Origin of the sequence: Alloacidobacterium sp. (assembly GCF_035631355.1) — a bacterium.
GTDB lineage: Bacteria > Acidobacteriota > Terriglobia > Terriglobales > Acidobacteriaceae > Alloacidobacterium.
The window spans coordinates 1-24033 of sequence record NZ_DASQIX010000067.1 but is presented as its reverse complement, the minus strand read 5'-3'; the positions used below and the strand labels follow the sequence as shown (position 1 = coordinate 24033).

The following is a 24033-nucleotide window of genomic DNA, read 5'->3' as shown; positions in this document are numbered from 1 at the left end:
TGTTGGGCGGGGCAAAGCTGGGGAAGTAAGTCTCCCGCCATTTGCGCTAATGGTGAGACTCCAGCCTGGAAGATCACAGCAACCGAAGAAACTAGGGGTTTTGCACGAAATGTCTGTCATTCTTGAAAGTCTGCCGGTTGGTCAGAAAGTCGGTATCGCCTTTTCCGGCGGCCTTGATACCAGCGCCGCGCTTCACTGGATGAAGCAGAAAGGCGCGGCGCCCTACGCCTACACCGCCAATCTCGGTCAGCCAGACGAAACCGATTACGACGCCATCCCCCGCAAGGCCCTTGAGTACGGCGCGGAGAATGCGCGGCTGATCGATTGCCGAGGGCCGCTGGTTCGCGAAGGCATCGCCGCATTGCAGTCCGGGGCATTCCACATCTCGACGGCTGGTGTCACCTACTTCAACACCACGCCTCTTGGACGCGCAGTTACCGGCACCATGCTGGTCACAGCCATGAAAGAAGATGGCGTCAACATCTGGGGCGATGGCTCGACCTTCAAGGGTAATGACATCGAGCGCTTCTATCGCTATGGATTGCTTGTCAATCCCGATCTGCAGGTCTATAAACCCTGGCTCGACCCGCTCTTCATCGATGAGCTTGGCGGCCGCGCCGAGATGTCCGCCTTCCTGCAGAAGTCCGGCTTCGGCTATAAGATGTCGGCTGAGAAGGCCTACTCGACCGACTCCAATCTCCTCGGCGCAACGCACGAAGCCAAGGACCTCGAACAGCTTTCGAGCAGCATCCGCATCGTCGAGCCCATCATGGGAACCGCCTTCTGGCGTGACGATATGGATGTCAGTCGCGAAGAGGTGACGGTCCGCTTCGAACAGGGTTTCCCTGTCGCGCTGAACGGTAATGCATTCTCCAGCCCGGTCGAGCTGTTGCTCGAAGCCAACCGCATCGGCGGACGTCACGGTCTGGGCATGAGCGACCAGATTGAGAACCGCATTATCGAAGCCAAGAGCCGCGGCATATATGAAGCTCCGGGCATGGCCCTGCTGTTCATCGCCTATGAACGTCTCATCACCGGCATTCACAACGAGGACACCATCGAGCAGTACCGCGAGAACGGCCGCAGGCTGGGCCGCCTGCTCTACCAGGGACGCTGGTTCGATCCCCAGGCCATCATGCTCCGCGAGTCGGCACAGCGCTGGGTGGCAAGCGCCATCACCGGAGAGGTCACGCTCGAGCTGCGCCGCGGCAACGACTATTCGATTCTGAATACTGAGTCGCCTAACCTCACCTTTGCGCCCGAACGTCTCAGCATGGAGAAGACCGAGTCGGCCTTTTCTCCGCGCGACCGCATCGGTCAGCTCACCATGCGCAATCTCGACATCACCGACACCCGCGCCAAGCTGATGACATACGCGCAGACCGGCCTCATCACACTGAGTCACGGCTCGGAAATGCCGCAACTGAACGGAGAATCGAAAAACAGGGGAACGAAGAACGGGAGCAAAACGAAAGGCGCGGAAAACCAATGAGCGAACCGCTCGGCAAAATGTGGTCTGGCCGCTTCCGCGAGCCGCTCGATGTGGCGTTTGAAGCGTGGCAGCGGTCATTTCCCTTCGACTGGCGACTGCTGCCGCAGGAGATTGCGGCCAGCAAGGCGCATGCGCGCATGATCGCGGCAGCCGGCATTCTCACGGAGAATGAGCTGGCGGTCATGCTGCGCGGTCTGGATGCGGTCATCTCGTCAGAGATGGATCGCGCTGCGAAAGGCCATGGCCGGGCAGCTCCGGCGATGGTTGCATCCTCTCCAGCGGAAGATGTACATCATTTCGTCGAACTTGAGTTGACGCAGCAGATCGGCGAGCTTGCGTTAAAGCTGCACACAGGCCGCAGCCGCAACGAGCAAATTGCTACCGACATGCGGCTCTTCGTCCGCGACGCCATTGATGCAACGCTGAACAAACTGCAGGCGTGGATGAAGGCGCTCATCGACCAAGCAAGAAAAGCTGGCGATGCGGCGATGCCGAGCTACACTCACCTCCAACGCGCGGAGCCGGTGCTGGTCGCGCATTGGCTGCTGGCCTATGTCAGCATGATCGAGCGCGATTATTCACGTTTTGTCGATGCTCGCAAGCGGCTCAATCTTTGCCCGCTCGGCTCCGGCGCAGTAGCGGGGGCTACGTTAGCTCTCGACCGCAGGATCGCGGCAGATGTGTTGGGCTTCGACGGACCTACGCCGAACAGCATGGATGCTACCAGCGACCGCGATTTTGCGCTCGAGTTTACGCAGGCCGCGTCGGTGCTCGGCATCCACATCTCGCGCTTTGCCGAAGAGCTGACGCTGTATTCGACCGCGGAGTTCGGGTTTCTTGATCTGCCAGAAACGTTCTCAACCGGATCGAGTGCGATGCCGCAGAAAAAGAACCCCGACCTCACAGAACTGGCACGTGGCAAGAGTGGCCGGCTTCTCGGATCGGTTGTCACGCTTTCTACTTTGATCAAGGGGCTTCCCCTTGCCTACAACAAGGACTTGCAGGAGGGACAGGAGCCGGTCTTCGATACGGTGGATACACTCGACGGCATTCTGCAGGTGCTTCCCGGGTTTACGGCCGCTTTGCGCTTCCGCTTTGATCGGATGCAGGCGGCGGCTGAATCCGGCTTTCTGAACGCGATGGCCGCTGCAACCTATCTCGTGCATAAGGGAGTTCCCTTTCGTAAAGCGCACGAAAAGGTCGGTAATGCCGTGCGTTATTGTGTGGACAAAGGTTGCGAGTTAGGCGACCTCACACTCGACGAGTTGAAACAGTTTGGTGCGGAATTTGAAGACGACTTCTTCGCCGACGTCACTTTGAAGGCGACGCTCGATTGCCACGACGTGATCGGCGGCACAGCCATGCGGCAGGTCAAAGTGGCGCTCGCTGCTGCGAAAGAGCGTCTGGCGGCGCTATCAGGAGCGGTCCATGCTGGTGCGTAAGGCGCGCCTTCAGGACGCGACCAACATTTACGAGCTGGTCAACAGCCTTTCGCACGACGGCACGCTGCTACGCCGCGCCTTCGCAGAAATCTGCGAGAACGTCCGCGACTTCACCATTGCCGAAAGCGATTCGGGCGTCTTTCTTGGCTGCGGCGCGCTGCATCTCTACGGGCCCCATCTGGCCGAGGTGCGGTCGATTGTTGTGCGCCCGGAGGCCAAAGGCCAAGGCGCAGGCGCCAATCTGTTGAGCGCGCTGCTCGATGAGGCCGAAGACCACGGCGTGGGGTGCGTGTGCCTCTTCACGCGCATCCCTGACTTCTTCTTCCGCTATGGCTTTCGCGTCGTCGAAGACCGCGCGGCGCTCCCGGACAAGATCTTCAAGGACTGCCAGAACTGCCCGCGTCTCTACCGCTGCGACGAGGTTGCGATGGCTCGCGGCCAAGTGCCCCGGGTCTCAATACTCGGGCCTCGCATCGAGGCTGAACAACTGGTTCGTCTGTCGGTCTAGATGATTTACGCCATTCTCTCTCTCCTTGCGATAGACTGCACTTGGTTCGTCCGATGGACTGGAAGGTTGCACTTGCGATTGGCTCCTGTGCGCTGCTCGGGCTGCGTCATGGGTTTGACTACGACCACCTGGCCGCAATCTCTGACATTACGGCTGTGCAGCGGTCAGGCAGGCAGGGCGTGCGGCTCGGTGTTCTATACGCGCTTGGACATGCCTGCACGGTGGTGGCGCTGGGCGTTCTGGTTATCCTCCTTCACATTTCCCTGCCCTCGCGGCTGGACGCTTGGGCGGAGCGGTTGATCGGTCTCACCCTGATCGTGCTTGGGATTCTGGTTGTCGCCAACCTCGTCCGGCATTCAAAGTCGCACCACACTCATTCTCATGAACTGATCCAAAGCCGCTGGGCGCTGCTCATCAACGGTTCGCGCCATGCCGTATGGCGGGTCCGGCGCACGTTCCGCAAAGACGTTCCTGAACCGGAGCCGTTTACGTGGAACTACAACGGTGGCTCGGTCTTCGGCATTGGCGTGCTGCACGGTCTCGGTGCAGAGACCCCGACCCAACTGATGCTCTTTCTGCTGGCGGCTAGTCTGGGCGGCACCCTCCTTGGGTTTCTGGGCCTGCTTGCTTTCGCCGTCGGACTGATTACGATGAACACCCTGATGACGGCGACATTGAGCGGACTCTACAGCAAGGGACTGCGCCGCCGGTGGTTCTATCAGTCGCTATCGGCAGCCGGCGCTGTGTACAGCCTTGTTATCGGGTGCATCTTCCTTTTCGGAGCCTCAGACCGCCTTCCGCCGCTCAGCTAACGCCACCCCCTTGTGAGTAGATCCATGATTCCATTGCGGTTTCGTTTTAGCGCGGCAAAATATTGATGCGCCGTGGCTTCGGAGTAAATTCCTGAAATCAAAAGGGCTGGTCAGAAGCACCTTTATCAGGTGTGTCTAATCAGCCCTACAGTTTCATTTTATACGTGATGTCAAGCACCGGAACCGGCTAAAGAGGCTGAACAAAAACTCCCCTACGCGAAGGTTCCATTACATCAGGGGCTAAAGCCCTAATGTATTTCGAGTCACTTACGGCATGGCTGAAGCCATGCCCTTGCGAACCAGTGCGCTTTCACAGCCATTCTTCGAGTTTTCCGCAGCCAAAAAGCCGCGAGGATGTTGTGGTTCTAAAGAGTCACGACAGTTATTGCACCGTGAGGCTCACCGTCGCCGTATTGTTGGCCAGGTTGGGATCGAATGTGTCTGACATGGTGGCGGCGTTTTCTGTGATGACGGTGCCTGCGGGCGCGGTCACCTTCACCGTCAGGCGCACTGTCCACGTCGTGTTCGGAGCCATACTGGCATTTTCGTGGCAGACGATCTGCCCTGTTCCCTGATAGGGAGGCGTCGTACACGTGCCCAGTCCCGGCGTGCCGGAGATTCGGATGTAGTCGAAGGTTGTGCCTTCGGGAACCTGCGTGTTCAGCACTTCGTGAACAGCGTTATTGAGGCCAAAGTTCCAGACTGGGAAAGCATAGGTGAGCAGGTCGCCCTGATGGACCGTCGTCGGAGTTGGGAATATGCGCAAGAACAGATCAGCTTCCGGAGGGCCCGGCGCGAATGCGTAAAGCTTACCCGCAAATGTGTCGACATAAACCACACCATCCACCACTGCGGGCGAGGACAAAACTGCCGAGCCAATGTTATCACTCCACAGCTTGGCGCCGGTGCTGGCGTTCAAAGCATACACGGTGCCGTCTGATAGCTGGTCGAAGCTCCCGACATAGACCACACCATTCGCCACAGCTGGCGAGGAACGCACACTTATATCGGTGGTAAAGCTCCATAGTTTGGTGCCAGTGCTGGCGTTCAGCGCGTACAGGTTGGAATCGATGGAACCAACATAAACCACACCATTCGCCACAGCCGGCGAGGAGTCTATGCTACTACCGGCCACGCCCTCAAAGCTCCACAGTTTGGCACCGGTGCTGGCGTTCAGCGCGTACACGATATTGTTGTCCGAGCCGACATAAACCACTCCGTTCGCTACTGCGGGTGAGGACCCTATGCTCGCTCCAGTAGTGAAGCTCCACAGCTCGGCGCCGGTGTTGGCATTCAGTGCATACACATTGCCGTCGTTCGAGCCGACATAGACCACCCCATTCGCCACTGCGGGTGAGGAAAACAGATCTCCTCCAGTGGCAGAACTCCACAGTTCGGCGCCGGTAGTGGCGTTCAGCGCATACAGCTTGCCGTCGCCCGAGTCCGGGCCGATATAAACCACCCCATTCGCCACCGTGGGCGAGGAAATCACCTCGCCGCCGGTCGCAAAGCTCCACAACTTGGTTCCGGTGCTGGCATTCAACGCATACAAGTTGTTGTCTAAGGAACCGAAATAGACCACTCCGTTCGTCACAGCTGGCGAGGAAATCACCTCGCCGCCGGTCGTAAAGCTCCACAACTTGGCGCCGGTAGTGGCGTTCAGCGCATACACGTTGCCGTTGCCCGAGCCGATGTAGGCCACCCCATTCACAACTGCGGGCGAGGACGAAATTGCTACAAAGGGTCCGTTGCCGATGTCAAAGCTCCACTTCAATTCCAGGGTGCTGACATTGTTGACGCCAAGCGCTGTCTCATATGGGTTCCACCGCTGCATGTTGTCTCTGTGAAACTGCGTCCAGTCGGCAGGTGAGGGGTTGGAGGTCTGCGCGGGCGCAGACTTGCTGGTTGTAAACAGCATCAGCCACAGCGGCGCGATGGCAAGCATCAAGGCCGGCACCCTTAAAGAAGCCGGGTGCTGATTCAGAGGAACGCAGATCGGGGATTTCATAGCAGAGCCTCCAGGGAATTTTTGAATTTGGGATAGGAGCGGAGACGGTGCGTGGAATGAAGGCGCTGGATTCGGCCTCCGGAACAGATGAGAGAGGCGGACGTCGTCGTTCCGGATCGGTACGACCAACGCCCACACTCTACTAGTTTCGCGCGGGAAAGAAGCATCACTTTATGCCTGCACTTACTGCACGGTGAGACTTACGGTTGCGGTGTTGTTCGCCATGTTTGGATCAGGTGTGTCCGCAAGGGTGGCGGCACTCTCGGTGATAACCGTCCCCGCAGGCGCCGTCACTTTGACCGTCAGACGCACCGTCCACGTCGTGTTGGGAGCCATGCCGTCACCCTCGTGACAGATAATCTGCCCCGTTCCTCCGTAGGGCGGATGCGTGCACGTGCCCAGTCCCGGAGTGCCGGAGATGCGGACATAGTCGAACGTGGTGCCTGCCGGCACCTGCAAGTTGCTCAGCACCTCGCCCTCGGCAACATCCGGACCGAGATTCCACACGGGAAAGGCAAAGGTGAGCAGGTCGCCCTGGTGGACTGTCGTGGCGGAGGGCTGGATCCGTAGAAAGAGATCGGCACTGCCACTGACCGGGGTGAAAGCATACACATAACCCTGTCCAGGATCGGAAGCTCCAGCGCCGATGTAAACCACCCCATCCACAACCGTGGGCGAGGAAATCAGGAACCCGCTGACGCCGTCGACGGCATGGCGCCACAGCTGGGCGCCTGTGCTGGCGTTCAGCGCATATACACTGTCGCCTCCAGCCAAATAGACCACCCCATTTGCCACTGCAGGCGAAGAATTCTCAAGAGGGCCTCCAGTGGCGAAGCTCCACAGCTTGGCGCCGGTGCTGGCGCTCAGCGCATACGCCATGCCATCAAAGCCCGAGCAGACATAAACCACCCCATTCGCCACGGCAACCGTGCCCTCATTGGGACCGACTTTACTGCTCCACAGCTGGGCGCCGGTGTTGGCGTTTAGTGCGTGCAGGGTGTTTTCCACGCTGCTGCTGCCGCTAATAAAGACCACCCCATTCGCCACGGCGGGTGAGGAGTACACCCCATTCGCGATGAGACTGCTCCACAGTTTGGCGCCTGTGCTGGCGTTCAGTGCGTACACGTAGCCATCATCGGCGCCGAAATAGACCACCCCATTGACCACTGCAGGGGGCGAAGCAGATAGAGCAGTAACAAAACTAACAATGCTGGTATACGTCCACAGCTCGGCGCCGGTGCTGGCGTTCAGCGCGCACAGGCTCTGGCCGCAGCCAATATAGACCACCCCATTGACCACTGCGGGCGAGAAGGCACCAGAGCCTCCATTGGCCTGTTTCCACAACAGTGCGCCGGTGCTCGCGTTCAGCGCATACACGTTGTCGTCTCCGGAGCCGAAATAGACCACCCCGTTGACCACTGCAGGCGAGGAGTTTACGAAACCTCCGGTTGTATACGTCCACAGCCTGGCACCGGTGCTGGCGTTCACCGCATACAGATTGTGGTCGTCGGAGCCGAAATAGACCACCCCATTCACGACTGCGGGCGAGGATTGTATATTCGACAGGGTGTAGTAGGGGCCGATCTTCCACTTCAACTGCAGGCTTTCCGCATTGCTGACGCCAAGCACTGTCTCATACGGGTTCCAGCGCTGCATGTTGTCTCTCAGGAACTGAGTCCAGTCCCCAGGTGACGATGTGGCCTGAGCGTGCGCAGACGTGTTAGCGGTGGCCAGCATCAGCCACAACGGCAAGATTACAAGCATCAAGCTCACAACATTCGTAACTGCATCATGCACATTTCTTTTCTGGGAAACGAAGCAATTCACAGGCTACCTCCACACAAAGAAGCTCGATTTAAATGGGCCTGCCGATCACTGCACTTTGAGGCTCACTGTCGCGGTGTTGTTGGCCATGTTCGGATCAAACGTGTCCGACATGGTGGCGGCACTCTCGGTGATCGTCGTTCCCGCAGGCGCTGTCACTTTTACCGTCAATCGAACCGTCCAGGTTGTGTTCGGAGCCATGCCGTCTCCCTCGTGACAGATAATCTGTCCTGTTCCTCCATAGGGCGGATGCGTACACGTGCCCAATCCCGGAGTGCCGGAGATGCGGACATAGTCGAACGTGGTGCCTGCCGGCACCTGCAAGTTGCTCAGCACCTCGCCTTCGGCAACTCCCGGACCAAGGTTCCACACTGGGAAGGCGAAGGTGAGCAGATCGCCCTGATGTACCGTCGTCGGAGTGGGTTCAATTCGCAGAAATAGATCGGCATTGCCCAGGCCGAAGGCCAAAACAGATCCGGACTCGAAATAAACCATCCCATTCACCACTACCGGCGAGGAGAGCGCAAAATTATTCAAGGGAAAGCTCCACAGTTCGGCGCCGGTGCCGGCGTTCAGTGCATACAGGTTTTTGCCGTCGATGGACGGATTGCCGCTGGCCTGGATATAGACCACCCCGTTCGCCACCGCGGGAGAAGAATCAAGTCCGCCCCCGGCCAAAAAGCTCCACAGCTGGGCGCCGGTGCTTGCGTTCAGCGCATAGAGAACGTGCCCGTCGGAGCCCAGATAGACCACCCCATTCGCCACTGCAGGTGCGCAGCTCATAAAAGGACCTGACGCGGCATTAAAACTCCACAGCCGGGCGCCGGTGCTGGCGTTGAGCGCATATATGGCGCCGCTGATGGAGGGTCCGGGACCGAAAGCGCCGATATAGACCACACCATTCGCCACTGCGGGAGAGCAAATATTGTCAAGGACCGACCCGCCGACGGGACTGCTCCACAGCCTGGTGCCGTTGGTGGCGTTCAGGGCATACATGTTGCCGTCGTCGGAGTTGACATACACCACCCCATTCGCGACTGCGGGCGAGGACAACACCTCTCCCCCTGTATTAGAGCTCCACAGCAGGGTGCCGGAGGTGGCGCTCAGGGCAAACACCTCGGCGCCGAGATTACTACCGATGCCGATATAAACCACACCATTCACTACTGCGGGTGAAGAAAAACTTACGTTGCCTCCTGTAACAAAGCTCCACAGCTTGGCGCCAGTGACGGCGTTCAGCGCCCACACGATGCCGCTGAGATTACTACCGGAGCCGACGTAAACCACACCATTCACCACTGCGGGTGAGGTACTTACAGGGCCTCCTGTAGCAAAGCTCCACAGTTTGGCGCCGGTATTGGCGTTCAGCGCGTACACGTTGTTGTCGTTGGATCCGACATAAACAACCCCACTCACCACCGCTGGTGAGGACAGCTGTTCTGTCGAGGGATCGCCGGTGTCGAATCTCCACTTCAACCCCAGGGTCTCGACATTGTTGACGCCAAGGACCGTCTCATAAGGGTTCCAGCGTTGCATGTTGTCTCTGAGAAATTGGGTCCAGTCCCCAGGTGAGGGGTTGGACGTCTGACCATACGCAGACGTGTTGACTGTGGCCAGCATCAGCCACAACGGCGCGATGGCAAGCAACTTTACCAATGTGAAAGAAGCAGTCTGCTTCCGATGAGCAATCGGGGATTTCATGGCGCAGCCTCCGGGGAAACCCTTTGTATCGGTAGTGGAGCGGGACGGCGCGCCGGTGGAGGCGGTTGGGTTCTGGCCTCGGACGAGCGAGCAGCGCGGACGTCGGCGTTCCGGGGTCAGTACGCCCAACGCCCAGCACTCTACTCCTCTACGGCTCGGGTAGCAAGAGCACTCACGATGTCCCAACAGGGCGACGCACTTATCGAACGAGATTGACCCCAGGAATAAGGGAAACGTAGTTAGCGACTGTTTTGACGCTTGGTGTGGTGCCCTTCAAAACAGCGACTTTTTCACCAACGTCTAAGGCCGGTGCTTCTACCCTTTGAGATCCACGCTTTGTACTGTTGAAAAGTCTGGCTTTGAAAAACAACCTCTCGGCGGCTAAAGCCGCACTCCTTTAGTTCTCTTACGGCACGGCTGAAGCCGTGCCCTTTCAAAACGAGACCCAAAAACGATTAGCCTACGACCCAAGCCCCTATTCCGCCCGTAGTGTCTGCATGGGGTCAATAGATGCCGCGCGACGCGCGGGGAGCCATCCGGCGAGGAGGGCACAGGCGAGCAGGACAAGAATTGCTCCGATGAAGGTGGCCAGGTCGAGCGGTTTGATTCCATAGAGCAGGCTTTCGAGGAAGCGCGTGAGCCAGAGTGATGCGGCAAGGCCGAGCGCAATTCCGGCTCCGGCGAGCAGCAAAGCGGAGCGCAGGATGCGGCGGAGCACTTCTTCCCGCGTTGCGCCGAGGGCCATGCGAATAGCGATTTCGCGCGTGCGCTCGCTGACGGTATAGGCGAGCACGCCGCCGATTCCGAGCAATGAGAGCAGCAAAGCGACAGCGGCGAAGCTGCTCAGTAAGACGGTATTAAAGCGGCGGGGCGCTTCTGTCGAAGAGACGACTTCATCCATTGTCTGGATATTTTCGAGGGCAAGGAGTGGGTCGAGCTGGTGCACAGTTTTCTGCAGGGCGGCTGCGAGCGCGGCGGGATCGCCAGCAGCGTTGAGGACGAGATGCAGGCTGCCGCGGACGCCGATTTCCTTCTGGACCGCAGGTTCATATTGGTGCTGGAATTGTACGAAAGGCTCATACATTTGCGGGTAGATGGCCTGATCGAGCGCGCCCTGGCGGGTATCGGCTACAACTCCTATGACTGTAATCCAGGGCCGGCCGCTGTTGGCGCTGCCGCCCATGCGGAAGCGTTTGCCGATGGGATCCTGGTTTGGCCATGCCTGCTGTGCCGTGCTCTGGCTGACGACAGCAGTGAGAGGCGCATCGGGCTGATCATCGGCTGCCGTAAAAAAGCGCCCGCGCAACAGGCGGATCTTCATAGCGTGGAAGTAATCACCCATGACGAAGTAGTTGGAGGCTGCCAGAAAACTGGGGCCGTCATGTCGAGCCACGTAGCCTTCCGGCTTGAAAGCGCGGTCAGAGCCAACACCGATGATTGGAATATTCGTGGAAGCGCCCGCTGTCCGCACCTGCGGCAGCGTTGAAAGCCTGCGCAGCAGCTCTGTGTAGAAGCCGTCTATCTGTGTCTGGATTGAATAGGTGTGTTCCGGCAGGGACAGCGATGCGGTGAGCACATGCTGCGGTGCAAAGCCGGGGTCGGTTTCGAGCATACGGGCGAAGCTTCGCACCAGCAGCCCCGCACCGACGAGCAGAGTGAGCGCAAGCGCGGCTTCTATGACAACGAAGACATTTCGCAGACGGTGCTGGCCGCGGCTGCTGCTCATGGAGTGGCCGCTGTCGCGCAAGGATTCGAGCACGTCGGCGCGCATGCTGGTGATGGCAGGGGCGAGCCCGCTGAGTATCCCGGTGATCGCAATGAGCGCAAAGGCGAGCAGCAGTACGGGCCAGCTGATGGAGATTTCCGCAATACGCGGCAGCGATGAGGGAAGAAGCACGGCGCCGAGCCGGACGGCCATGCCGGCAATCACTACACCTGCCAATCCGCCGAGAGCACTGAGAAGCAGGCTTTCTGTCAGCAACTGGCGCAGCATGACGCGGCGCGCTGCGCCGAGAGCGAGGCGCATGCCGAATTCGCGACGGCGTCCGGCGGCGCGAACGAGCAGCAGGTTCGCAAGATTAGCGCAAGCGATACAAAGCACGAAAAGAACGGCGCCGAGCAGAATTTGTAACAGCGGGCGGGCATTTTTCACTGTTTCTTCTTTGAGGGATGCGACGCGGCTGGTGAGATGGATGCCGAGCTCTGCCGGTATCTGCGCCTGAATGACGGCAACCATGCGGTTGAGATCAGATTGCGCCTGCGTAAGACCCACACCTGGTGTGAGGCGGGCGACGGCCCCAAACTGGAAGTTGTCGGTCTCTTCCTGTTTCTCATCGGTAGTAAAACTCATGGGCACCCAGAGATCGCGATGGCTGAGGCGTCCGGGATCGAGAGGAAATTCAAAATTGCGCGGCATGATGCCGATGATGGTGTAAGGGCGGCGGTCGAGATCGATGGTGCGACCGATGATTGTGGTATCGGAGTGGAAACGCGTGCTCCATAAGCCGTAGCCGATGATGGCGACGGGTGCGGCGTTGTCATCTTCGCTCTGGGTGAAATTGCGCCCCAGCATCGGCGTGACGCCAAGCAGCGGAAAGAGAGGCGCGGTGACACGTTCAGCGCGGGCATGGAACGGTTCGCCTGCTCCAGTCAACTCGAAAGCGGTTGAGGCGAATCCGCCGACAGCACTGAAGGCGCGGTTGTCGCGGGCAAACGAAATGACGTCCGGAGCGGGCAGATCGCCTTCGAAGTTGTGCTCGATGCCTTCATGCAGGCGGACGAGCTGTGCGGGATTCTGAAACGGAAGCGGGCGCAGGAGAACGGCTTCGACAATGGAGAAGACGGCGGTGACTCCGCCGATGGCGACGGCCAGCGTGAGGACGGCGGTCATGGTGAACCCGGGTGCTTTGCGAAGGCGTCGGAGTGCATGGCGAATGTCGGTGAGCATATTTGTAATCCTGATGGTTACGGATTGTTATCTAGTTGTGATCCCAGGTCTCAAAATCGAGACCTGGGGCACCCATTTTCGTGCTGCCGCCGAAAAACCGCAGGTCCCTCGACTTCGCTCGGGATGACAAATCAACAACAATCTCACTCCGCCCTCAGAGTATCTGCGGGTTGAATGCGGCTGATGCGCAGCGTGGGCAGGAAGCTGGCTACGATGGCGATCAGCGCGAGAACCAATACGACAGCGCCAAACGTGATCGGGTCGTAGGTCTTTACGCCGTAGATTTCGCTGGCCAGAGCGCGCATGGCCACAAATGAAAACCCGACGCCAGCGGCCAGGCCGATGCCTGCGGAGATGAGTCCGGAAGAGCCGACATGGACCATGGCCTCCTGAATGGTCGAGCCGAGGGCGATGCGGATGCCGATTTCGCGCGTGCGCTGCACGACGAGATTCGAAACCAACGAATAGATGCCGATGGCGGAAAGCACAAGCGCCAGCACGCCGAGGACAGTCAACAGGAGGACCTGGATGCGCTGCATCTGGAGCTCCTGATCGAGAATCTGCTGCATCGCGTAGAAGCCAGAGAACGGCAAGCCGGGGTCAGCATCGGCGAGTGCGTGCTGCATGGATTCTGTGAGGCCGGCGATGGGGCCGCCCGTGCGGACGATCCATGAAGGCTGGAACCAGACGTGTGCGCCGTTGACGACTCCCTGGGGCGTCTGCGTGTCAGCGAGATAAAAAACTGGTTCGTGAGAGATAGGCGCGTCCTGTTGCATGCCTGGTCGTTTGGCCACCTCAGAGACGACACCAACGATGGTGTAGGTTATGTTGTCCGAAAGCTTTTCGATGCCGAGCGTAAAGTGGCGGTCAATGGGCGAAGCCTCGCCATAAAACTGTTTGGCAAAGGACGTATTCACGACGGCAACAGGCTGTGATGTCGTAGTGTCGCTGTCCGTGAAGACGCGTCCGGCAAGTATAGGGATACGCAGCACGGAAAAGTAATCGGGCGTGATGTAAGCGAGGCTCGAGCCGGTTCCCTTTCCGGCATTTTCCCCATCCTTAATGGTGATGGGCCAGTTCAGGCCACGCTCATACGGCACGCTGAGGCCGACGGCGGCGTCTTTGACGCCAGGAATCTGGCGCATGGCTGCGACGCTTTTCTGAAGCAGCGACTGGAATGCTGCGGCGTCGTGGTAGCGAGCGTCATCGAGCGAAGCTTTCGCAGTCATGACGTTGGTGGGGTCGAAGCCCGCAGGCAATGTTTCAAGGTGGACGAGGGTGCGAACGAGCAACCCGGCGGCAGCGAGAAGGATGACGGTGAGCGCGACTTCGGCTCCGATGAGCCATTGGCGAGTGCGGCCTGTTCCACCGACTACGGCCTGGCTTCCGGCTGCGATGGAGGAGCGCAGATCGACGCGGCGAGTCTGCAGTGCGGGGAGCGCTCCGAAGAAGAGGCTGGTGATGAGCGATACGCCAAAAGTGAAGGCGAGCACTCGGGCATCGAGATGGAAGCCGCCTATGGGAATCATCCAGTCCGGCAGGAATCCACGCAACCCGCTGAGGATGAGCACGGCGAAAAACAGTCCAGCCCCCGCGCCAGCGAGCGCCAGCACCAGACTCTCAGTCCAGAGCTGGCGGAGCACGTCGAAACGAGTAGCTCCGAGAGCAAGCCGCGTGGCAATCTCCGGCGTGCGGCGCGAGATGCGGACGAGCGCGAGTCCGGCGAGGTTGGCGCAGGCGATGAGCAGGATGAAGCTGACGGCCAGCATCAGTGCGGAGACCTCATCGCGCATGTCGCCGGCAAGCTCGCGCTGCAACGGACGCGCGAAAATCCAGGCGTGGCCGTGATATTTCGTTTCGATTTCGGAAAAGAACGGCAGACGGACATGGCTGAGTTGCATATTGACCTGCTGCCAGGTCGCGCCGGGCTTAAGGCGAACCATGATGCCGCAGTTGTTACCGCCGCACTCGCCCATAGGTGCGGGCTGGAGCGGGGTAAAGAGGTCTGCCCCGGTTGGAGTAAGGGCATTTGAATTGACCGGAGTAATGCCGGCTTTCGGAAGTATACCGACGACGGTATACGGCTCGCCTTTGAGATCGATGGATTTGCCGATCAAGTTCGGATCGCCGTGAAAAGTTGACTGCCAGAGCGCATAACTGAGGACAACGACCGGCGGACCGTGCGGGACGTCTTCCTGTTCGCTGAAGCTGCGGCCGAGATAGAGCGGAATGCCGAGGACATCGAAATAGTGAGCGGAGACACGGGTTTCGTGGACATAGCGCACGGCGTTGCCGGCGTCGGCGCCTGCCTTGAGGTTGACTCCGCTGGTGCCTCCATAGGAAGCAAAGATGACGCCGGTGATGTTGTTCTTAAGAATCTGCCAACTCTCGCCGGTGAAGCTGTCATCATCGTCGTCGAAGGCTTTGCCGCTGCGTTGACTGGTGCCTTCCTGATGAACAACGAGAGAGGCGATGCGGTCGGGCTGAGGATATGGAAGGCGGCGCAGGATGAAGCCATCGACCATGCTGAAGACAGCAGTGTTGACCCCGATTCCCAGAGCCAGCGTGAGAATGACGGCCAGGGCGTAGGCGGGGTTCTTATAAAGCTGGCGACAGGCGAAACGGAGATCGTTCAGGAACACGCGGACACACTCCTGACTAAATACAGTAGCAGTTTGGGTGCCGGAGACTGGGCGGGTTAAGTTGCTGGGAAGACTGGTGATGAGCGCTTACTGCCGGGGTTGCTATTGTTCAGAATTGGAATGTGGTGTGCGGAAATGGACAGGGTCTGTACCCTGTCTAAGTCGCAACAACAGAATCCTTCGCTTCGCGAAGAATGACACTGTGCTGAGAAGGGTTTAGCCGCAGATTTCCAGGCCGTATCCCGGCGCCAAAGCAAGAAGGCGGTTGAGGGATGACGGGTCGTCTTTAGGAGGCTGGTTCACGGAGCCGGGCTGGCCGAGTTCGGCCCACATGCGCTCGAAGCCACCGGGTGAAAGCACAACCAGCATCTTGCCAGGGATCGCACCCACGTTCCTATAGGTGTGAGGAGTTCCTTTGGAAATGCGGACGAAGTCGCCGTCAGCAACATCGAAGACGCGGTCGCCGAGGATGATGGAAAATGCGCCTTCGACGATGTAAAGGCACTCGTCTTCTCTCTGGTGAATGTGCGGCGGCGGACCGTTACCGGGGAATGACTGGATTTCCGTGATGGAATAGGCGCCGGCCGTCTGTGCTGATGAAGTTTTGATGGAGTAGAAATCACCCAGCAGCCAGAAGCTCTCGCCCTGTCCCGTTTCAAGGACACTGCTTGCCGTGTTATCCAGGACGTTTTCGCTCATATCATCGAAACAGGGAGCAATCGTGTTCAACATTGTAGCCTGACTGAAGAAGCGAGAGTATCAAATTCATTTGCTCAACATGTGGTGGACGATATCAAGCCATTCGACTTCAGTTTCAATCCGGCAATGTGGTTTGCCAGCCTGCCGATACCAGTAGCCGGCGTTCGAAGCGTCGCCTTCCTTGCGATGCAGGTAAGCATGCACCCAGGCGGCATCCCGTGACTCGATATCCTGGGCAATCTGGTGAGCGCGGTTCCAGTCTCCCTTTGCCTCCCACCACAGCGCTTGTAGCAGAGGCGGCAGATTGGCAGGCGGCTTGTCACCTCTTAAAGTGCTGCGGAATTCATCAGGCTTCATGGGGATAAGTGTAATTCTTTGGCAATATTATGATGCGCGGGTGTGAACTAGGATTAAATAGGTCGCAGTTTGCGATATGATGAGATGGCAGGGCTTTATTCTTATTCGATTTGGCAGATTTTTGCTGCTGGAAGCGAACAAGTCTTGATGGCATTGAGTGAATTAAAGATCGGGCGGACGGCGGTGATTGAAGGATTGTTACTGCCGGATGAAATCCAGCACCATTTGATGCACATGGGTTTCATGCCAGAGACGCGGGTACAGGCTGTCCGGCGCGCCCCGGCCGGCGACCCGACGGTGTATGCGGTGGACGGGATGGAAGTGGCGCTGCGGCGGGAAACGGCGCGGTGGATTTCAGTGCGGGAACCTGAAGAAGGGTCACGATGAGCGATTGCTGCTCGACAGCGACGATTGAGATTGCGCCTGTTACGCGCGTCGCCGGAAAGATCCAGACGGTCGCACTGGTGGGCCCGCCAAACTCGGGCAAATCGACGCTCTTCAATCGTCTCACTGGGCTGCGGCAGAAAGTCGCCAACTATCCTGGCGTTACCGTTGAACAGCATTACGGCAAGATGAGCGGCGTTGATCGCGGCGATCTCACTCTGATTGACCTGCCGGGAATTTATAGCCTCAACACACATTCTGAAGACGCACGCGTGGCGGTTTCAGTGCTGCGCGGCGAAATGCCCGGTGCTCCGGCGCCGGATGCGGTGCTCCTTGTTCTTGATTCCCTGCACCTGCAGCGGCAGCTAATGCTGGCCGCGCCGATACTCTCGCTGGGTCTGCCGACGCTGGTGCTGCTGAACATGAGCGACCTGATGGAGACGCGCGGCGGCGAAGTGGACACGCTGGCGCTGGCGCGTGAACTGGGTGTACCGGTGGCAAAGATCAGCGCCACGCGCGGAACCGGGCTCGACTCCATTAAGCACTTCCTCGACCAGAAGAGCGGGATTGTAAAGGCGGTTGCGCCGAGGCTGGAGTTGCCGGTTGTGGGCAATCCGCGGTCCTATAGGCAGTGGGCCACGGGCATCAGCACGCGCACGAAGTATAAGGCGCCGATCTCGTCGGCATGGACGCACAAGCTGGACTCGATTTTGCTCGGACGCATCACCGGTCCGCTGCTGTTTCTTGTTGTTGTCTTTGGTGTTTTTCAGGTCGTGTTTTCAGTGGGTCTACCCATCAGCAACGCGAGCCAGGAATTCCTGAATGGCCTCGGCGCTAAAGTCGGACTTCTGCTGGGAAATGGCTGGATTGAATCGCTGCTGATTGACGGCGTATGGAAGGGCGTTTCCGCAGTCCTGGTTTTCCTGCCTCAGATACTTTTGCTGTTCCTGTTTATCGGGATTCTTGAGGATTCCGGTTACCTGGCTCGTGCTGCGCTGATCGCCGACCGCGTGATGCGGCCCATTGGCCTCAATGGCAAGGCGTTTATTCCTCTGCTTTCGGCGTATGCCTGCGCGGTGCCGGCCATCATGGCCGCTCGCACCATCGAAAACAAGCGCGACCGGCTGGCAACCGTTCTGGTCACACCGTTTATGACGTGCTCGGCGCGGCTGCCCATCTACATGCTGATGATTGCGGCGTTCATACCCAACAAGAAGCTGCTGGGCGACTTTTTTGGGCTGCAGGCCGCGGTCATGCTGGGCCTGTATGCGCTCGGGTTCCTGGCGGCGCTGATGACGGCGCGCATATTGAAGTCATCTCTTCTGAAGGCGTCGTCTGCGCCATTCATTCTGGAGCTGCCGCAGTACCGCGTGCCCACGCTGCGCTCACTGGGGCTGCGGCTCATCGATCGCGGCAAGGTCTTTACGCAGCAGGCAGGCACGGTGATTCTGTGCGTGATGATTGTGCTCTGGGTGCTGGGCCATGTTCCCTTCCACGCGGACCTGCCGCAGAGTGTGATTGGACACATTGGCCGTTGGATCGAGCCGATCATCAAGCCGCTGGGATTCAACTGGAAGATCGGCATTGGGCTGCTCAGCTCTGTGATTGCGCGCGAGGTAATTGTCGGCACTCTGGGCACTCTGTATGGGGCCGACCCGGCAACGCAGTCGCTGAACCTGCAAGCGGCCCTGCGGCATGACCTGACGCTCGGCGGCGCGATGGCGCTGGTTGTTTTCTTCGCCTTTGCCATGCAGTGCACATCAACGCTGGCGGTGGTAAGACGCGAGATGAATAGCTGGAAGTGGCCGCTGTTGCAATTCACCTACATGAGCGTGCTGGCATACCTCGGCGCGCTGGCGACCAACGTATTGGTTTCGCACTTTTTCTAAAACTTATCTCATAAATCAACAATGTTTTTCGGGTCGATCATTCTGAGCGTAATCACTTTCTTTATTTTGCCCGGAGGAAAGGTGCCTCGAAACGTCATTTCTGGATAGTCGGTGATACTACCCGAAACCTCCCCGACATCAAGACATGGCCCTTCGCGGTTCGTTCGTCAAATCGCACACCGCCTGAGCCTCGATGCCGGAGGTAAGCGGGGCGCAATCATGATCTTGGTTTACGATCGAGGCATGCGTGTCTCGGTCAATGTACAGACTGTTCACCCCCGCAAATTGGCTGCGGTGCGGTGCGAGGTCGCCCCAAGTGCAGTCAGCTCGGCGTGGGGGCCTGCTCTGGGTAAGGTCTGGGAGTTCATTCGCAGCCATCAGGGGCTACGGACTGACGGCCACAACATTTTCCTCTACCACCACCCGACGAAGCCGGGCGCGCCGATTCTGTGCGATTTTGGTGTCGAGGTCACGCGCACATTTGAAACTGAGGGCGAAGTGTACGCGACCGAAACACCGGGCGGCGAGGTTGCCGTCGCCGTCCACCGCGGCCCGTACAACCGCATGAACGAGGCACACGACGCGATCGGAAAATGGATGGCGGAGAATCGGAGGGTGTCCGCTGGCCACTCGTGGGAGATATACGGAGATCCGACGCCGGATCCGGCCGACACTGAGACGACGGTCGTGTACCTTTTGCGGTAGCGTTCGCGCACTTCAGGCGAGTGGCCAGCGGTACGGGAGTCAGCGAATTACTTCCGGATTGCCGGTCACCCGACCACAATCGGCGGAATCTTACTTCATCTGAGTCGTGCGTGAGGTTGCTCAGGGGGAACCGTTGACCCCGCAAAGCTGTTTCTCCAGCTTTCGACCGGACTCTGGCGAATTACTTTGGGTCGAATATAACGAAGTGAGCTGAGTGGCTGACGTACACGCGCTGAAATAGCACGGTAGCCAATATCCCGTCCTCCTCACGATCTGGAGCGTTCAGCGCAGCACTGGCCGGGGTCACGAAAGGAACCTTGCGAAGGACGCGGCTGCCAAGCTTCATGTCTTGCAGCGGCAAGACTGCAAACGCCCTCCGCGCATCGCCCACCTCTGGCCCCTGAAGTTTGGCCCGTTTCAATAATGGCTCTTCCAATTCCTTCTTGCCCGCATAGAGAATCGGGCCGTCACTGCCAGAATCGACCTGCAGCAGAATCGGCCGGATACCCGTGTCGGAGAGATGGACGGAAACAACGAGACGGTCGGAGAACGGCACGTCGTTCCCGGCATGTTCTGAGACCACAAGGGGAATCCGTTCGCCACGAAGCTCGCTCTGCATCCGGTTCGCCTCGTCGAGACAGAGCAATCCGCGGGGATAATCGATCAGCACATCGAAGTGCGCGAGAAAATTCTCCCCGAGCACACCCCGGATGCGCGGATCGGCCGCTTGAATCGGTCCGAGGTCCTGGACGACAGCCAGCGGCCTTGCCACGCTCTGCGTACCGGTTTCCAGGGAATCGAGAACCACGACGGAAGCCTGAATTACGGTTGTGGTGGCGACCAAGCCGACCTTGGCTTGCGACTTCACATGAAGCTGTGCGGCGAGCGCCGAATCGATGACGTTCAGTTGGCTGCCGGTGTCCACCATGAAGTCATACGGACCAGCCTGGTTGATTGTCACCGGAACAATGAGCAGCGCTCCGGCGACGAGACGCGGATGTTGGCCGGCGCTGTTCCCGGGGCAATGCGCTTCTGCCCGGCTGGAGATGGTTGTGATGGAGAATCCGGCGGCGAGAAGGAACAAGAACGATGCATGGAGCAGTGGTGATTTCATGTAGACCTCCGCTCGCGGGGTGCGAGCCGGAGGCGACATTGGCGGCTATATCTGGCTACCTCAATGGATCGGAGATAAAATGCGTATCAACGTTGTATGGAAAAGATGTTGATTGGCATAACTGCTGGCCATTGTTGAGCTTGAAGAATTGACGCTCACGGTGAAGCGCATTCAGCAAGGCCGGCTTGGGATTCCAGGAAGGCTTCCTCCATGCCTGAAACATGGTCACCGCTCCGGCTTGTACGATTCGGCGCCTTCGAGGCCGATCTGCGGACAGGAGAGCTGCGCAAGGATGGCGTAAGGCTGAAGTTCAGCGGTCAGCCGTTCCAGGTTCTTGCGATCCTGCTGGAACGACCGGGCGAGGTGGTCACGCGGGTGGAGTTGCAGAAGCGGCTTTGGCCGGACACCTTTGTCGATGTCGAGCGCAATCTCAACACCGCCGTCAATAAGATTCGCGAGGTTCTGGGCGACTCGGCCGAGACTCCGCGCTATGTGGAAACCGTTCCTCGCAGGGGATATCGATTCATCGGAGAGGTGGAAGCGCCGGTCCCGCCCGACGTTCCCGTCGTCACGGTCGAACCGGATCGGACCCCCCACCGGCGTCCCGCGTGGTTGAGAGTCAGCGCAGGCGTTCTCGCCATCTCAGTGGCTGGACTTGCAACCTTCGTTGTCTATCGGTGGCATCGCCAGCAGCAGCCTGGGGAACAGGCAGTCTTGAACGCCGTTCCCTTTACGGCTTTGCCCGGCAGGGCGATTCAGCCCGCTTTCTCTCCCGACGGCTCCAGAATCGCCTTCGCCTGGAACCCGGCTCCGGGGGAGGGCTTCGATCTATATGTGAAGGCCCTCGGAAGCGAAACTCTTCTCAGCCTGACGCATCATCCCTCGGGGTCTGTGAGCTCCGCATGGTCACCCGACGGTACACGGATCGCGTTTTCCCGCCGGGACGGCGCTGATTCGGGAATTTTCGTTGTCCCGGCGCTTGGCGGCCCGGAACAGAAGCTGCACTCCACCCAGAATCTTCGTTCGGAGATCAGTTGGTCGCCGGACGGGAAGTCGATCGCTTTCGCAGATGGGGCGCAAGAATACCATGCACGAATCTATCTACTTTCTTTGGAAACATTGGAGGCCAAGCCGATTCCTGTCAACCCAATGTGTGTCGGTGAAGGTATGCCGGTGTTCTCCCACAACGGGAAGTATCTGGCATACTGGTGTTACCCAAACGACGCAGATGGCGCACTGTACTTCTTCTCAGTTCCAGACGGAAAACCCACGATAATTGTGCCGCCCTTAAATAATCCATTCGGGCTGACATGGTCGGCTGACGACACGAAACTCATATATTCCAGCCAAGGGAACAAGTCGGCTGAGCTTAGTGAAGTCTGGGTTGCGAATGGTTCGCTGAAGCGGCTCGGTCTCGAGGGCATCTTGCCTTCTGCTTCTCTTAAAGGCGACAAACTTGCTTATGCCTCCGTTTCCTATCCCGTAGACCTCTGGCGCAGAGACATGCTTCATCCGGAAGCTCCACCTGTAAAAGTCTTCCCTTCTTCGCGTCCACAATTCGACGCGCAATACTCTCCAGACGGAAAGCGCATCGTATTTGCTTCCAGACGCTCGGGCTTGCAGGGCGTGTGGATCAGCGACGTGGACGGTAGCAACCTCGTGCAGATTTCAGAATCCAATAGTACGAGCGGGAGTCCGCAATGGTCACCTGAGGGGAAGAAGATCGCATTTGACTCCTCGCCCCAGGGCCGCTGGGAGATTTATGTTGCCGACGTGGCCGAAGGAAAGGCCCGAAAGCTGATGACAAATATTTCCCCCATTTTTCGGCCTAGCTGGTCCCGCGATGGAAAGTGGATTTATTTCGGTTCCGGCGAACCAGGCAGGGCAGGAGTCTATCGTTGCCCAGCCTCGGGCGGCGACGCCACTCTGCTCTCAAAATCAGAGGATATCCAGGGGCTCAATCCGCAGGAGTCTTTCGATGGGAAGACGGTCTATTTTGCAGTCGAGGGGCCGGGAGCAACGACCCTGAAAAAGCTGGCTCTGCCCGGGCAGTCCGGTACAGAATCAGAAGTTGATCACTCTCTTCGGGTATACGGGTCCCAGTTCTGGCTACTTTCTCCAGGTGGCATCTATTTTGTCCCTGCCAAATCGCCCAATTCCGTCCAATACTATGATTTTTCCAGCAGACGAATCCGAACAGTCTTTGAAGAGGACAAAGATCCCTTTAGCGGCCTTTCGGTTTCTCCGGATGGCCGCTGGATTCTCTATTCGAGAGTAGGCGAAGCGACCGGCGACATCATGCTCGTCGATCACTTTCACTAGCGTCGCTGCAATTTGGTTGAAGGTTGTACGCGTCTCGAAGGCCAGCGGAGCTTGAGTTCTGAATGGTTTGTCGCCTAACCGGAACTTATCTGGTGGGGCCAATTACCGGCCATACGGAAACCTGGTAAAGGCGCAAATCAGCTCTACCCTAGTTAACAGAAACTGAACTTCCTGTAGACTGTTTGCCATCTTCAATGCATTCGTCAACGAATGGAGATTTTATGACCTTGAACAAAAAGTCCGATGTGCATCGCCATACTTCAACCGGATCGCGGCAAGACCGCAAAATAGACCGCCCGTACGGGGCAAAACCGGTTACGGTAAAGAGCAAACCGGTGGCCGTGTCGGATGAGGTTAAGGCTAAGGAGATGCCCGCGAAGCCGGCGAAGTAGAGATTGAAGTCTGAATAATCAGAAATCGCGATGTCTGGCGGGAGTGCGTTCTCGCCGGTCGTGGCATCGCCGCGTGTGGCGCTTGTAGGTAATGCCCGGTCGGTCGACAAACCGGGCGGACCATACCAGTAGTAATCGTTCCAAACCACTCCTAATTTCCGGGTTGCCGATAATACAGACAGTACACGCCGAGCGTCGAGCGTTACCAGCAAGGGATCGCGACCTATCGCAACGTGCTCGCGTAAATACCGTCGCTCATTGAGGCTCCGAAAAAAATGCAGCGACCGCGGAAGGAGAAGTGATGACAAGAACCTTAACCGAGATTCTGCTCTTTACCTCCCTCGCGATCAATGCCGCCCTCTTGATCTTCATTGCGGGCGTTCTTCGCATGGTGATGAACGATATGGACCAATCCGAATTCAAGCAGTTTGTCGTGTCGCTGGTTCATCACTCGAAGAAGTCACCGTTCATGCTTACTGTGCTGAACATCCCTTTCCTCGGAGCAATCCCGTACTTCTACTTTTATCGTTTTGCAAACCGATGGCTCCTCGCTGGCCTCACTCTCTGGCTGGTTGCCGGGGCCCTCGGAAAGATGATGAAGCTTCGCATCTATCGAGCGGTGGAGATTGGCGACGCAACCAAGCTGAAAGAGCAGCGGCGTAAGTTGAATGCGGGAAATATGCTTCAGGCAATTCTGAACTCGCTAGCGGCTGTTCTTGCCCTGGTCCCGTTTGTCCGGTAGCGCCGGCCTTGAGTTCGGGAAACAGAACGGAAGAGGTTTCAGCATGTACCCAT

18 protein-coding genes are annotated in these 24033 nt (G+C 58.4%); 10 read left to right on the top strand and 8 right to left on the bottom strand.

The annotated features are described in order from the left end of the window. The first annotated feature begins 109 nt into the window (after positions 1-109). Genes argG through VEV40_RS12265 form a run of 4 tightly spaced genes read left to right on the top strand, consistent with a single transcriptional unit; the run spans position 110 to position 4254 of the window. A complete protein-coding gene (argG, locus tag VEV40_RS12280; protein ID WP_324832665.1) occupies positions 110-1492 on the top strand; it encodes an argininosuccinate synthase in 1383 nt (460 codons plus the stop codon). Then, the gene (gene argH, locus VEV40_RS12275) at positions 1489-2934 is read left to right on the top strand and encodes an argininosuccinate lyase (protein ID WP_324832664.1); all 1446 of its coding nucleotides are present in this window, start codon (positions 1489-1491) and stop codon (positions 2932-2934) included. Before argG ends, argH begins: the two co-directional genes overlap by 4 nt. Further along, on the top strand, positions 2921-3442 hold the full coding sequence (locus VEV40_RS12270; RefSeq protein ID WP_324832663.1) for a GNAT family N-acetyltransferase: 522 nt from the start codon (positions 2921-2923) through the stop codon (positions 3440-3442). Before argH ends, VEV40_RS12270 begins: the two co-directional genes overlap by 14 nt. A gap of 53 nt (positions 3443-3495) precedes the next feature. Beyond that, complete coding sequence (locus VEV40_RS12265) at positions 3496-4254, top strand: hypothetical protein (RefSeq protein ID WP_324832662.1); 759 nt, start codon at positions 3496-3498, stop codon at positions 4252-4254. 382 nt (positions 4255-4636) lie between these two features. Here VEV40_RS12265 and VEV40_RS12260 read toward each other — a convergent pair whose 3' ends face one another. The 7 genes from VEV40_RS12260 to VEV40_RS12230 form a co-directional block, all read right to left on the bottom strand. Further along, complete coding sequence (locus tag VEV40_RS12260) at positions 4637-6262, bottom strand: PQQ-binding-like beta-propeller repeat protein (RefSeq protein WP_324832661.1); 1626 nt, start codon at positions 6260-6262, stop codon at positions 4637-4639. 183 nt (positions 6263-6445) lie between these two features. Next, entirely contained in the window at positions 6446-8026 is a 1581-nt protein-coding gene (locus VEV40_RS12255; RefSeq protein ID WP_324832660.1) for a PQQ-binding-like beta-propeller repeat protein, read from the bottom strand. Positions 8027-8134: 108 nt separating this feature from the next. Then, a complete protein-coding gene (locus VEV40_RS12250) occupies positions 8135-9916 on the bottom strand; it encodes a PQQ-binding-like beta-propeller repeat protein (RefSeq protein ID WP_324832659.1) in 1782 nt (593 codons plus the stop codon). A 346-nt stretch (positions 9917-10262) separates the two neighbouring features. Continuing rightward, a complete protein-coding gene (locus VEV40_RS12245) occupies positions 10263-12734 on the bottom strand; it encodes an ABC transporter permease (RefSeq protein ID WP_324832658.1) in 2472 nt (823 codons plus the stop codon). A 143-nt stretch (positions 12735-12877) separates the two neighbouring features. Further along, positions 12878-15376, bottom strand: a complete 2499-nt coding sequence (locus VEV40_RS12240) for an ABC transporter permease (protein ID WP_324832657.1) — start codon at positions 15374-15376, stop codon at positions 12878-12880. Between the two features lie 216 nt (positions 15377-15592). Then, positions 15593-16075, bottom strand: a complete 483-nt coding sequence (locus VEV40_RS12235) for a quercetin 2,3-dioxygenase (RefSeq protein ID WP_324832656.1) — start codon at positions 16073-16075, stop codon at positions 15593-15595. A gap of 66 nt (positions 16076-16141) precedes the next feature. Beyond that, entirely contained in the window at positions 16142-16432 is a 291-nt protein-coding gene (locus VEV40_RS12230; protein WP_324832654.1) for a hypothetical protein, read from the bottom strand. A gap of 84 nt (positions 16433-16516) precedes the next feature. Here VEV40_RS12230 and VEV40_RS12225 point away from each other — a divergent pair, with 84 nt between their 5' ends. From VEV40_RS12225 to VEV40_RS12215, 3 genes are all read left to right on the top strand, one after another. Then, complete coding sequence (locus VEV40_RS12225) at positions 16517-16819, top strand: FeoA family protein (protein ID WP_324832653.1); 303 nt, start codon at positions 16517-16519, stop codon at positions 16817-16819. Continuing rightward, positions 16816-18705, top strand: coding sequence for a ferrous iron transporter B (feoB, locus tag VEV40_RS12220; RefSeq protein WP_324832651.1), 1890 nt, complete (start codon positions 16816-16818; stop codon positions 18703-18705). Before VEV40_RS12225 ends, feoB begins: the two co-directional genes overlap by 4 nt. A 225-nt stretch (positions 18706-18930) precedes the next feature. Beyond that, entirely contained in the window at positions 18931-19410 is a 480-nt protein-coding gene (locus VEV40_RS12215) for a GyrI-like domain-containing protein (protein ID WP_324832650.1), read from the top strand. 181 nt (positions 19411-19591) lie between these two features. On the opposite strand, the gene VEV40_RS12210 is transcribed toward VEV40_RS12215, so the two are convergent. Beyond that, positions 19592-20524, bottom strand: a complete 933-nt coding sequence (locus VEV40_RS12210) for a retropepsin-like aspartic protease (protein WP_324832649.1) — start codon at positions 20522-20524, stop codon at positions 19592-19594. Between the two features lie 210 nt (positions 20525-20734). On the opposite strand from VEV40_RS12210, the gene VEV40_RS12205 reads away from it, so the two are divergent. The 3 genes from VEV40_RS12205 to VEV40_RS12195 all read left to right on the top strand — a co-directional run bounded on the left by VEV40_RS12205 (position 20735) and on the right by VEV40_RS12195 (position 23980). Then, positions 20735-22846 (top strand): winged helix-turn-helix domain-containing protein, encoded by a 2112-nt coding sequence (locus VEV40_RS12205; RefSeq protein WP_324832648.1) that lies wholly within the window; start codon positions 20735-20737, stop codon positions 22844-22846. Between the two features lie 221 nt (positions 22847-23067). After that, positions 23068-23238, top strand: a complete 171-nt coding sequence (locus VEV40_RS12200) for a hypothetical protein (RefSeq protein ID WP_324832647.1) — start codon at positions 23068-23070, stop codon at positions 23236-23238. A gap of 301 nt (positions 23239-23539) precedes the next feature. Beyond that, entirely contained in the window at positions 23540-23980 is a 441-nt protein-coding gene (locus tag VEV40_RS12195) for a hypothetical protein (RefSeq protein WP_324832646.1), read from the top strand. The last annotated feature ends 53 nt before the right edge of the window (positions 23981-24033 follow it).

Excerpts from the sequence above, each read along its gene's own strand:
- VEV40_RS12265 (WP_324832662.1), top strand. The coding sequence starts at position 3,496 with ATGGACTGGAAGGTTGCACTTGCGATTGGCTCCTGTGCGCTGCTCGGG.
- VEV40_RS12210 (WP_324832649.1), bottom strand. The coding sequence starts at position 20,524 with ATGAAATCACCACTGCTCCATGCATCGTTCTTGTTCCTTCTCGCCGCC.
- VEV40_RS12205 (WP_324832648.1), top strand. The coding sequence starts at position 20,735 with ATGCCTGAAACATGGTCACCGCTCCGGCTTGTACGATTCGGCGCCTTC.
- feoB (WP_324832651.1), top strand. The coding sequence starts at position 16,816 with ATGAGCGATTGCTGCTCGACAGCGACGATTGAGATTGCGCCTGTTACG.
- argH (WP_324832664.1), top strand. The coding sequence starts at position 1,489 with ATGAGCGAACCGCTCGGCAAAATGTGGTCTGGCCGCTTCCGCGAGCCG.
- VEV40_RS12245 (WP_324832658.1), bottom strand. The coding sequence starts at position 12,734 with ATGCTCACCGACATTCGCCATGCACTCCGACGCCTTCGCAAAGCACCC.
- VEV40_RS12255 (WP_324832660.1), bottom strand. The coding sequence starts at position 8,026 with ATGCTTGTAATCTTGCCGTTGTGGCTGATGCTGGCCACCGCTAACACG.
- argG (WP_324832665.1), top strand. The coding sequence starts at position 110 with ATGTCTGTCATTCTTGAAAGTCTGCCGGTTGGTCAGAAAGTCGGTATC.
- VEV40_RS12235 (WP_324832656.1), bottom strand. The coding sequence starts at position 16,075 with ATGAGCGAAAACGTCCTGGATAACACGGCAAGCAGTGTCCTTGAAACG.
- VEV40_RS12195 (WP_324832646.1), top strand. The coding sequence starts at position 23,540 with ATGACAAGAACCTTAACCGAGATTCTGCTCTTTACCTCCCTCGCGATC.
- VEV40_RS12200 (WP_324832647.1), top strand. The coding sequence starts at position 23,068 with ATGACCTTGAACAAAAAGTCCGATGTGCATCGCCATACTTCAACCGGA.
- VEV40_RS12230 (WP_324832654.1), bottom strand. The coding sequence starts at position 16,432 with ATGAAGCCTGATGAATTCCGCAGCACTTTAAGAGGTGACAAGCCGCCT.
- VEV40_RS12260 (WP_324832661.1), bottom strand. The coding sequence starts at position 6,262 with ATGAAATCCCCGATCTGCGTTCCTCTGAATCAGCACCCGGCTTCTTTA.
- VEV40_RS12225 (WP_324832653.1), top strand. The coding sequence starts at position 16,517 with ATGGCAGGGCTTTATTCTTATTCGATTTGGCAGATTTTTGCTGCTGGA.
- VEV40_RS12270 (WP_324832663.1), top strand. The coding sequence starts at position 2,921 with ATGCTGGTGCGTAAGGCGCGCCTTCAGGACGCGACCAACATTTACGAG.